At 32.9% G+C, this 12,099-nt stretch carries 10 protein-coding genes and 1 pseudogene; all 11 read right to left on the bottom strand.

Annotation, left to right across the window (positions count from 1 at the left end):
• Positions 1 to 354: 354 nt before the first annotated feature.
• Entirely contained in the window at positions 355 to 1,080 is a 726-nt protein-coding gene (locus BUB56_RS18380; protein ID WP_110942711.1) for a DUF2971 domain-containing protein, read from the bottom strand.
• Between the two features lie 190 nt (positions 1,081 to 1,270).
• A complete protein-coding gene (locus BUB56_RS18375; protein ID WP_110942710.1) occupies positions 1,271 to 1,621 on the bottom strand; it encodes a hypothetical protein in 351 nt (116 codons plus the stop codon).
• Positions 1,622 to 1,630: 9 nt separating this feature from the next.
• Positions 1,631 to 2,776 (bottom strand): DUF4238 domain-containing protein, encoded by a 1,146-nt coding sequence (locus BUB56_RS18370; RefSeq protein ID WP_110942709.1) that lies wholly within the window; start codon positions 2,774 to 2,776, stop codon positions 1,631 to 1,633.
• A 562-nt stretch (positions 2,777 to 3,338) separates the two neighbouring features.
• Positions 3,339 to 4,220 (bottom strand): hypothetical protein, encoded by an 882-nt coding sequence (locus tag BUB56_RS18360; protein WP_110942707.1) that lies wholly within the window; start codon positions 4,218 to 4,220, stop codon positions 3,339 to 3,341.
• Positions 4,221 to 4,234: 14 nt separating this feature from the next.
• Entirely contained in the window at positions 4,235 to 5,176 is a 942-nt protein-coding gene (locus tag BUB56_RS18355; RefSeq protein WP_110942706.1) for a hypothetical protein, read from the bottom strand.
• Positions 5,176 to 5,655, bottom strand: coding sequence for a hypothetical protein (locus BUB56_RS18350; protein WP_110942705.1), 480 nt, complete (start codon positions 5,653 to 5,655; stop codon positions 5,176 to 5,178). Before BUB56_RS18350 ends, BUB56_RS18355 begins: the two co-directional genes overlap by 1 nt.
• Positions 5,656 to 5,806: 151 nt before the next feature.
• A complete protein-coding gene (locus tag BUB56_RS18345) occupies positions 5,807 to 7,711 on the bottom strand; it encodes a TnsD family Tn7-like transposition protein (RefSeq protein WP_110942704.1) in 1,905 nt (634 codons plus the stop codon).
• Positions 7,712 to 7,716: 5 nt separating this feature from the next.
• A complete protein-coding gene (locus tag BUB56_RS18340; RefSeq protein WP_330392697.1) occupies positions 7,717 to 9,021 on the bottom strand; it encodes an ATP-binding protein in 1,305 nt (434 codons plus the stop codon).
• A 343-nt stretch (positions 9,022 to 9,364) separates the two neighbouring features.
• Entirely contained in the window at positions 9,365 to 11,500 is a 2,136-nt protein-coding gene (locus BUB56_RS18335) for a Mu transposase C-terminal domain-containing protein (RefSeq protein ID WP_110942702.1), read from the bottom strand.
• On the bottom strand, positions 11,487 to 11,786 hold the full coding sequence (locus tag BUB56_RS18330; RefSeq protein WP_278319522.1) for a TnsA endonuclease C-terminal domain-containing protein: 300 nt from the start codon (positions 11,784 to 11,786) through the stop codon (positions 11,487 to 11,489). Before BUB56_RS18330 ends, BUB56_RS18335 begins: the two co-directional genes overlap by 14 nt.
• Before the next feature lie 128 nt (positions 11,787 to 11,914).
• Positions 11,915 to 12,099 (bottom strand): annotated as a pseudogene (locus BUB56_RS18325) (IS110 family transposase); the annotation flags it as partial.

The raw sequence follows: 12,099 nt of genomic DNA, 5'->3' as shown, positions 1-12,099 counted from the left end.
TTTCCCTTGTTACTTTCTCCTAATATTTTCCTATTTTCCCTCTCATTTTAGATAAAAAAGTCGTGTCATAAATAGGGATAAGTATCAAGAGAAAAGGGAAAAGTTTTAATCAATATCTTTCATCAATACTCTATTCAAATCCAATAAAATCAATACTTTTAACCTTATACCTTACCCCTTAACCCTACTCATCCTAAAACAAAAATCATGGCTCCAATAAGGTTTTCTACCCTATTTTCACCATGACTTTTAACACAACTTTTTTATTTTTAACACGACTTTTTTATTCGTGACACGAGTTTTTTTGGGTTATACATAGTAGGGATATAGTAATAAGGAATAAGGAGCAAGGATTTAATTTATCGATTCCAAATCCATTTCAAAAAATTCAGAGTTACTCACTTTTAGTGCATAGATAGGTATATCAAGACCCTTCAATTTTTCTTTTACAGAATGCACTTTATTTTTATCAAAATTCACACCTAAATAAATAGCAGTAGGCTTTAAAGGACAATCTTCTAATCCACTTTTAAATGCTTTTTCTTCTGGTAATCTCATTTTAATAATCCGCCATTCTTTTTCATATGACCAACTACTATGTTTTAGATTCATTAGGAAGTAGAGCAGTTTTACTCTAGGGTCATAAGGCTCACTAAATGTTATTTTAAATAAGTTAGTTATATCATAGCGGTGACTTTCATATCCAACTGGGAATAAATATTTTGTCAAATCATTCTCATAACTTAATCGGGTAAAATCATATTCTATACAAAATCCTTTGTGATTATTGGCATAATGGCTCCACATAGGCATACTAAAAAGTTCTTCAGAAAAACATGTAATTTTAATATTATTTCTTAACGAAGCAATTGCTCCATCAACAATACTGTCTATTGAGCCAAACTCTTTTATTTTATCTCTTGGTACTCTTGTCTTTAAAAAATCTTCTATTTCATCGGTATTCCAACATACACCTCTACTGTCAAATGGGTCATTCATATCTTTGGGAACGGTAAACCACAGTTTATAGTTTATGACAGTCGATATTCTATTTTCTTCAAAGGGCTGATATTTATACAATTTTGAGGGTATATTTCTATATTTAAATTTGTAGGCTTCTTCAATATCTAATCTAAAATATAATCTAAAGAATTCCTTTAACCACTCTATTTTTCATCCTCTCCCAACTTTTCGTAAATATAAATTGTTAATCCTTTTTATATTCTTACATTCATTTGATTGTGCCTTTATTAAGATTCCTATTAATTTATCAACTTAGCCTTTCAATTTCATACAATATATCTCTTAGTTCAAATTCAAGTTCAATAACTGCCTGCTTAATTTTAGGGAGACTTGCATTTGTACTTACATTAATATTAACATACGGCTCCATTATCAAAGAATAGTACATAGCCTTACCATATTCACTTATCCTATTTAATTCTCTTTGCGTGTTATAGACATGATAATCTTCTTTTAAACCCTCTTTTAGTTCCTTGTATTTACGCCGTACCATTTCTTTATCACTCTTATCTATGTAGGAATATATTTGATTTATTAGTGCTAAATAATTACTTAACCGAGCAATATAAAACTGCTTTTCGCTTTCTATTACTTTCATTTCCCCACCTCATTTCTCTTTTTTATTTGGCTGACTGTAAAATTCATCAATACTCATTTCCACTGTTGCATATTCAGAAACCATATAGTTTAAAGTATCTTCATTACTTATAATACTGTCCATTATTCTTTTTGAACCTTGATAATAATCAATGCAACAGTTCTTAAACTTTTTTCCGCTTCCACAAAGGCATCTGTCATTTCTTCTAAGACCACTATATTTTGTCCAAATAATGGAAGTAAAAAATTCCCATATTTTCTTATCTTTTTCATAAAAGAATACTTCTTTTTTTAACGTGGCACCCATTGTTGCTCCTGATTTAAGTCCAGCATATATTGCTGATGGTGACTCAAATTTGAATTTTAGTAAAGCCTTGTCCAATGTATTTCTGTTATAACCAATGCATTTAACATATGCATTATTTATTATTACGCTATTTATTTCATTTATCTGGTCCTCACTTAGTGTATTTACACAATCTCTATTAATGTAATCTGGAATTCTTCCATTGTAATAAACGGCATAGTATTTACTTGAAATAGGAATTAATATTATTACATTCCTTAACCCAATTTGTCTATTTGTTATATTAGCAAATCTATTCTTTATTCCTAATGCAGCCGTTGAAATAAATTGGTCACTTAAAATAAAATCATTGTTTTCACTTTTTATTATAGCAAATTCATAATAATTAATAACTGTCTTGCTTAATAACCTTATATACCTGGAATTTAGCAATTTGCCTAACATAACTAATACTCTGTCTTCTTTATTTTTTCTATCAAAGGAAAACTCATGGAGAAGGGCACCGCTCCTATAATAGAATATAATAAATTCTCTCATATACCGCTCTATTAAATGCCGTATATCAGCAAAATCACATTCACCTTTTTCATGCTTCTCTATAATACTTATAATATTCTTCATTGCAGGTCCAATATAGGATTCGATTCTTCCAAAATATTTTTCTAAAGAGTTTACTTCTATAATGGAATGTTCATATGTATACCTTTCACACATGGAATTTCTATAATTTGTTTGATACACCTTCTTTTCATCTACTAATGCTTCATATACTTGACTTCTATCATTTGCAAAATTAGCCAAAATACATTGAGGAATATAATGTTGATTTATCACTGTCTGTTCTCCCATGCTACTCAACTCCATCTTTTTAATAAATCTCATTTACTGTGCTTAATAGAATCGTCTAAGCAAATTGCTTTTCTTCTCTTTTACCCAATGTAGAACTGCTGAAATAGCAAATAATACTATACCATAGTATGAACCAGTAAAAATATACAATTTATAAGTAGCATAAATTATTAACGACCATAGACTCAAGTTTCCACCATATCTACTACAAGAACGAATAAATATATAATCTTCAAATATTATATGAGTAACCAATATCACTATTATTGATGCGAAAAATATTAAAATCGTTAACTCTATCCAAACAATTTCATATTTTTGTAGGAAGTCTAAAATTGATTGATTATATTCTAAAATTTCCTTTATACTCGTTATATTAAATGTCATATCATCTATTGTTGATGCAAAATCCAGTAGCGAATTCAATACAAAATAGTAAATTGCAATTACCCATAATAATTGCAATATTGTATATTGATTTAGTTTAGAAAAAGTATTCTTAATATAGTCTGTAAGAACAGTAAATACCCCCATTGCTTTACCTTACCTTTTTCATAAGTATTTAATTACCTTCTATATTAATGCTATTCTCTACATTTTCTAATCTTTTTAACAAACTTTCATAATTTGTCTTATATAATTCTAATTCATTTGATAATCTGTTAATCTCTTCTTGCAACTTTTCATTATCTAAATTATTAATGTTATTACTAATTTGTTCTAATGTCTTATTCATAATATCTAATCTGCCTTGAATATCTTTTAATTCAACTTGATTTTCTATTTTTACTGTTGTAGTAGCATCAGGAGTTTTAAAATAACCCCCAATACCTGTAATAAATCCAATTGTACTAACAATCAAAGCCAGCGCCAAGATATATCTTGCTGCTTTTAAAATATCAGCGGTATTGTCTCCAATATTTTGATTATAGATTGCGGAATTTAAAAGTTTCTTTGATATAACCTTTTTATCGAAATTATCCTTAGGAATATCTGATTCGAAGTCAAATACATCTGGTACAAAAAATGACTTCCTTCCTTTTACATTAACACACCTAAAGGAAATCAACATTGATAACACTAGCAACACCATTGATATTGCCAATATTAATTTTGTAAGGATAATTGAAGTATTTATAAATGCAAAAGATATAAATGCAAAGAGAGCCGAAACATAAGACAATAACTTTATCGCTTTTTCTTCTAATTTATCAATTCTCTCATTAGCATCATTATAAAATTCTCTGCAAACACTATATACCATATCAGTATCTTCAGATGTAAAGTCAGGTAATTCTTCATTAGGTTCTTTAGGTGGCTCGTGAAAAGATATCGAATGTATAAACAGGAAACTAAAATCATCTACTAACTTCTTAACCTTTTTCAAATTAAACTTTTCTCTTTCTATCAAAGGGCATAAGTATTTATCTTGCCAGTTATCCATTATCTCAGCCCCTTTCAGTGCAGTAATTCACTAATAATTGCATCGCTAATTGGCAGGTTAAGTTCCCGTTCCAACCATACCCATTCTCCAGCAGGGTTAGTTTCGAGAAAATAATATTCTCCTTCAGGAGTTAATATAAAGTCGAATGCCGAATATACTAAATCTAATTTTTTATGCAGTTCAAAGATTGAAGCCTGTAAGTCATCAGGTAATTTATGCTCTTTGTAATCTTTTATTAGATTAGGCTTTCTCCAATCAGTTTTATCTATATCATTAGTTTCTATTTCGACTGCAAATATTTGTTTGCCAATAACAGTTGCCCTAATATCACAATATTTCTCTATTTTATTTTGTATAAGAACTGGAGATTCGAAAATTGCATCCTGTTCCAACCAGCCTATATCTTTAATTTCAGAAGTATAAATTGAGTATGCTCCATTCTTTGTAATCTGTAATCCATGACAAATTGGTTTAATAATGCAGTTGCTATTATTTTTAATAAAATTTGTTATCTGCTTAGGGTCATTTGATAAAATGGTATTGGGTATCTTAAATCCTACTTCTTTGGCTACAGATAACTGATATATTTTTCTTTCCGCTTTATATGTAGAGAATAATGGATTAATCCATTTACAATTTAATGCCAAATACAGACCTTCTAAAAAATCCCTTCTTTCTCCATTAATAAAATTAGTGTCATCTAAGTTTTGACAATTAGGAAATATTGTAGGAGCCCTTCTAAAGTAAACTGAATGTAGGTCCCTAAAGTTATACTTATAATCGTTGTATATCACAATAATACCATCAGCAAAATTGTAGGTTATGCTGTATTCTACAATATCTTCTGAGTTTAATCTCAAATATGGTATTCTTCTATCCTTAAAATTGTATATTAAATAATCTATTGCTAAATCATCTTTATTCGTTACAAATAACACTTTAGGGTATATTAACATTACGATTTTTCACTCCTGTCTATAGACTCCCTAGTAAAAGTGGTTATAGTTTGAAAAACCAAATTGTCGTCATTGCTTGACCTTTCAGACCTATCTACTCCTTCTCTTGTTCTTGTTATTAATGTTTCACCAAATGCATTCATTTCATTTTCTTGCATATTTGCATCGTACCCGTAGCCTTTCTCTGACCTGTCTATTCCTTCCCTAGTCTCAGTAATTAAAGTTTTATCAGCGAAGGAGAGATTGTTTTCAATGCCTCTTGACCTTTCTGACCTATCAATACCTTCCCGTGTCTCTGTAATCAATGTTTCTGTTCTTCCACTAAGACTTGATGATTCAATATATTTTCTAATTAACGGCTCTCCTGATTCATCAACCCATAACCCCGATACAAAGTCATAACTTTTATTTGGTAACTCAGCAGTTTCATTACAGTCACATTCTATCCTATATTTTAACAACGGACTTTTTTGGTTCATGTTTTAACTTCCTTTCTATAAATAATCTTTATACTATATATTTCGTCAAAAATATAAAATTTCCTTTATATTACATATCAAAATATCAATATTTCAAATACTTCAACTATATAAAAAGGCTGAACGTTTTATGTAAATAAGCATCCAGCCTTTATCTAAAGTATTTATTCTCACCAATTAAATTCTCTAATTCTATTTCTATATTTTCTTGATACTCCTTCCTAATTCCAGCCTTCCTAATTATTCTCCACTCTTTTAACTCCTGCCCCTCTTTTTCTAACTCTCGGATAGCCCACTTTATCCGCCTAACCCTGAAATCTCTGCCGCTTTCTTTAACTGAATCTAAATAAGCCTTTGTTCTCGGAAGTTTATCTAAATGCTTTTCTAATAAAGCCCTGATTCCTAATTTGCTCCCTATTTTACTTATACTAATTCGCTCAGGCTTCTCTTTTGAATTTAACATATCTTTTACTATGCCTTCTACTTTGGGTAGTATCTCTTTATCTCTAATATCCCAATCTACTCGGGCATACCCATTATTTACTCTCTTTTTAACAGGGGAGTTGTTGTTGAGCCATTCCCTGTCGTTTCTATAAAGCCATGTAAACAAAGCCTTATTCATTTGGCGCAATTCTGTTTTACATTTGCCTGGATTATTCTTTAGTAAACTTATCCATTCACTTCTGTATGTATCTCTTTCATTATAATCATTACCAGAAGCCCCTTTAGAATAATTGACTACACTTTCATTATCATCATTGCTTCTTTTTTCCCAATAAGTAACCAAGCCAAGTTTCTTAGCATATTTCTTGACCGTATTGGGGTCTACTCCTAACAACCTTGCTGTCTCACGCAGTGTTAAATTTTCTTCTACCAGTTCTTTAAGCCTTGCTTCCCATACTGGACCAAACGCCTTTATTCTGCCAATCTTATACCTTGCATCCTCCGTTACATCTGGTCCACTCCTTGCATAAACGAATCCGCAAGAACACTTAAATGTTCCAATTGGTTTCTTTACATCAGCCCCATAGGTTACTTTCATATCAGTAACCACGGCCTGCAAGTAATGGTCTGAGGCTTTATTCAGACAAGGCCACGGTCCATCTCCAAAGGGCTTATATTCAAGTCTCTTATTAAACAAATTATCAATTGAAATCCCAAGAAATCTGGCCAACAGTAAGTGCCTAATAGGATGGTTTGTCTTATTTTTCTTCCTTAGCATATCCATGAGCCAGTTCGTTTCGCTGTCTGCATCAACCTCCGACTGCACAAGGCGTAAAAACTCTTCGCCATAATAATCTATAAAACTCTTTATAAATTCCTTTTGAGAAATGTTTTTGTTTATAGTAGCAAATCCCATTTCCATCAATTTGGCTAGATACTGTTCCTTAAACCACCTTATCTCTTTTTTCTCAAAACTACTGTTAAGCAGAATTTCGGTATCCTGGGCAATATTAAACATCTTTTCAATTATATCATCGGGATAATTGATAACATCATAAACCTTACAGTTATCTTCAGTGGCACTTTTATATTCATGCTTGTTATAGCCCCTCACAGGTACCTGACTATCATATATAGGAATATAATGCTTAGGACATACAAAAATACCTGGTATTTGATGTATCCGATGCCAATAGAGTTCTCCATATCTCTGCTTATCTTCCTCTATGCAAGCAGGACAAAATTTAAAATATTTGTTTAGTGTAATAGAACTTGCCATGATGCCAATCCGAGTATATATGCTGCCACCTCTGTCCATCTTCATGGAATCTAAAACTTCTTTTGCACGACCAGGAGGCAAAAAGGCAGCATAGAAAGGATATAGAGTATGATTATATATCAAATATTCTCCCGTATACTTGCTTCCAATCGGCAAATTTTCAATAAGTTTATTTAAGTTTGATGGTAAATCCATTACAGCAGTAGTATTGGTCGAACCAAAAAGGTCATTAATGGTGGATTTAAAACTTGTGTTTCCGCTTCTTATATGATACCGTGCAAAAACACTGTACAGAATTTCATCTTCATATGGAACTGGAAAAAAACTCAGCATACAATCTACCCCGCCTGGAAAAAGTCATTTTCTACGGTTTTTATAATTCCTTTTGCTCTTAATGCTTCATAAGCAGACATTTGCTTTATCTTTCCTTCCTCCACTATGACCCGTAAATCATCTTCATCCCTGAATTCTGTCTTATTTTTCTTTACTGATGTTTTCTTACTTGCTGTTTCCTTGAGTATTTGAACAGCCTTTATTACTACCTCTGAAACACTAATACTTTCTTCTTGGTTAATAATTTCTTCGACTACCTTTTGGGCTTTTTGAGGTTCAATATCCAAGTCAAGTAGTTTTAAAATAGCCCTTTCTTTCAATGAAAGGGTATCAGTATTCTCTTTCTGTTTCTTTTTAATCAGCAACTCTTGTATTTTATCTTCAGAACTATATTTGGGTCTTTCTAAACTTATAAACTCTTCAAAATCAACGGTAGATATGTCCTCAAACTGGGATATCCTTCTCATATCCCCTGATTTCAATGCTTCTAACATAGGCTGTACCAATTTTAAGTTTTCCCTTGCTACCTGCCTAATTAAGTCTGGATTTACTTCTTCTATACCAGAATAAATTGCCCTTATCTGAGCCATAGCATATAATTTTACTGCTATATCAATAATTCCCTGACTTTCCTCATACATTACATCACTAATTTCTGGAGTAAAGGAAACTTCTTTTTTGGTCCATTGGTAATCCCATAAAGCCCCCATTAATAAGTCCCAATTGCTATCCTTTTTCAGTCTCTCCCAGACCATATCTCCTTGTCCTGACCCTCTCCTTGCCTGGCGAAACTCAGACTGCAATACAGACATTGCTTTTGTAGTACCTATAATCACCACAGGGACTCCAATTGTATTAACCAATGTTACAAAGAAATTTAACATCTTTTCACTTCCTCCGCTTTTAGCCTGCTTAAGATGCTGAATCTCATCAATAACAAGCATACCAAGCCCCGTATGTCTTGCCACTTGAGACATTATAGAGAGCATTGAATCCACCGTATGCCTTCCTGTAACATGTTTCTTATAATAATCGGTCCCCAGTAAACTGTCTACTTTACTGAAAAACTCCATGCACAGCCCTTTAATTGAACCATCGTATGGGCAGTCAACTTTTAACCATACCAATTGGCACATGCTGAATTTAACTCCTCTGTACTCGGAATGGACGATAATCTGAGGCATAGTTGCAAGGATTCTATTTACAGCCGTAGTTTTGCCCATACCACTTACACCGATGATAGTAAATCCTGCTGCCGTTGTACGAAACCTTTTATTGCTGCACAAGTCGAGATTTAAGTTCTGTATCATTCTGTACCCGTCTTGAAGACCTGCAGCATATTCAGGTCTAAAAGGATTTCTTGCAAGATATCCTTGTCGTATTACTCGTGATATCCTGCTTTCAAGGTCTAAATGAACTTGAAGGGGCTGAAAGCATTGAAACAGTCTTTGCACCATATGCACCCTTAGATGACTGTCGAGCATCCTTTCCTTGCTATTGTAATTTGGATATACAACCAATTTATCTACGACCTCATCCTTTGAGTAAATAGGAGGTAAAGCCTCTATGAACGGGTTTCCCTTATATTCTTCTAGCATTTGCTCCTTATACTCAGCCTCAACTGCCTCTCCACCATTTGGGATAAAAATATACTTACTCATAGATTTTCTTCAATGCCTCCTTCTGCTTTCTTTTTAGAAGTTCCATATCGCTGTCTATAGGAATAACTTCTCCTTCCTTTTTATCTGTTTGCTTAGATAATTCAAAGGCTTCATTTTCTCTATTTAATACCTTTTCAATTCTTCTGTTTCGCCTGATACCCTGTACCTTTTTTGAGTCACTTTCTTGGAAAATCCGCTCTTTCTTAGACTCCATATCTGCTTTTGCTACAATACTTTCTATTTCAGCCATAAGGTCTACTCTTTTCTGCAGTTCATCGTCTGCCATCTTCTTCATTTCAAGTTTCTCTTTTTCCTGCAGATACTCAATTTCTTCATAATATTTATCGAAGTAACTTTTCTGGTAGTCCAACATATAACATTTTTCAAAATCACTATGGTCTGGACTTATTATGTAAATATATTTCATGTTTCTCGGGTCATAAGAAACTTTTATCTTCCAGGAGCCTTTGTTTCTTGCCTTTTCAAACCAATTCTCCTTTAATGTCATTTTAGAACTATAATACAGGTTCTTAAACTTAATTCCCTTTCCTGTTACCGTAGCAGTAGCCGTTGGCATAAGACACAATTTAACAATATCAGCATCCACACTTTTTAACTTCCCTGAACGGTTTGCAATGCCCCAATTCCATAATTCCAAGGGTATACATTTTACATCATCCTCTATCATCATTTCTTCCCTATTATAATTTCTTAAGAGATGTTGGTTATTATGGTAAAGTACCGATTTTATCATGATTTGGGTAAATTCATATAAATTTAGTTTTGCATCAAGTCTATAGTCTTTATCGCCCCTCTCCCTCAAATCTGGATTCACAACTCCTGGCATAAAGGGCTTTACTCTATCACTTGTAGTTTTGAAATTCTGTTCAATGATTCCTTTCCAGTCGGCCCTATAGGGTGGAGTATTCATTATCCTTATACCTAATGCGTTAATTAAATTTTCAGCATTCTTGCCTTCTAACTCTCCTCTATCTGCCAAAATGGAATCAGGTAAATGACAAGCAGGCCATTCTTCTGTAGAAATCTCAATCCCATAATTCCTACAGAATTCCACTTTATCCATTGTCGCATTTGCCAGTGCCATCATTGCTCCCACCCAACTGGGTCCTTCCAGCCCTATATAGATACCTGTAACCAACCTTGAAAAGACATCTATAACCCCATAAACCACAGGCCGTCCGATTATCCAGTTCCGATTAAACTGGGATACCAGGTACACATCTGCTACAGTAGCATCAATTTGATAGATAGAACCAGGACCTAATGCCTCAGCGGTAGAACTTCCAATAATAGGCCTGTTTTCCTGCTCATACTTCTTAGCACTTCTACGCAATGAAACCTCTTTTTTCAAATTTCTTTCCTTTTCAAACCAATATTTAAATTGGGCATATGATGGACCTTCGCTGCTTGGCTTTACTATAGGTATTTCTATACCGTTTTCCACTTTGATTTCATTGCTGAAAAATTCCTTGCGCATCAATTCATAGGTAAGCATAAGTGAATTCTGAGCGCTGGTATGATAATATTTATTGACTGCAATTCTAAATACTCTCTTTATATCATCATCAACATTTATTCCTTCTCCAAAGATTTCGGTATTCTTCCTGGGCCTGCCCCTCTTTAATATTCCTGTGGACTTTTCTTTTCCTTTACCTCCACACTGGTAATAGTCGGGCAGCAAAGCATTTTTGGTCTTGCCCCTTTTCCAATACTTCTTCAAATATTTTACGACCGTATTTTCATGAACATTATGAAGTGTAGAAACCTTCTTAATAAGATTTCTTCTCTCCTTTGGGATAAAAATCAAAGGCTCAAGACAGACAATTTCGCTTATTATCTCCCATGCCTTATCCCTCGCTTCTTTATCCTTTTCTGATATATCTTCTTCATTTATAATTCGACCAAAAGCATCATCAGGTTCAATAAAGGCTATTCCCTGTTTGATACTTTCCTCGATATCACTTAATAGCCTTGAATAGGGGAAAGCATTTAAATTCACATCTATCACATAAGTTATATTTGACTGTGGCTCAATCCAAAGGATTCTTTCGACTTTCTTATTGTCATCATCTGTTTTCCAGGAAATAAGGGTATTAATAGTTAACAATGCTATCTCCTCCCAATCTTTCCTTTTTAATATCAATAACGAGGTTTTCCAACCTTTCATTTAATTTTATCTCTTTATTCATGTCTAACTTAATTCTCTTTGTTGCAATAAGGTGCTTAAATACAAAGAGTCCTGTTCCCGTTTGAAGTTTATATTCCTTATCAATATCGGCAGTGATTTTTCTGATTGTTTGACTACTTTCTGTCATTTTTTCAAGAAGAACATCACACAAATAAATCATCTCTTCTTTTTCTAATCCTCTTTCATCTGTAAAATGTAAGACCAGCTAATAAAAGTCAATAGTTAAGTTTGATTTTTTTAAAAAAATTGGTTTTAGAAAAAAGAGTATAGCAAAGCTAGCCATATGTAAAACACGAACAATGACAAAATGATGAGCTACATCTCTACTGCGATTTAAGCAGCTTTGATTTTGTTTGAATTCTTAGTTTTTCTCCAAGATTGATGATCTTGAGGGCTCCTAATTTCAAATGGCTTTTCGTCACGGAGAACCGCAAATATGTAATGGAGAAGTTTATGCATTACAGCTACTAAAGCTACTTTCTTTTTCTTGGTTTCACATTTTTTATGATAATAATCCC

It is taken from the genome of Geosporobacter subterraneus DSM 17957, from assembly GCF_900142145.1.
GTDB classification, from domain to species: Bacteria; Bacillota; Clostridia; order Peptostreptococcales; family Thermotaleaceae; genus Geosporobacter; species Geosporobacter subterraneus.
Note: the sequence above shows the minus strand (reverse complement) of the source record. Positions and strands in the feature narration are given on the sequence as shown.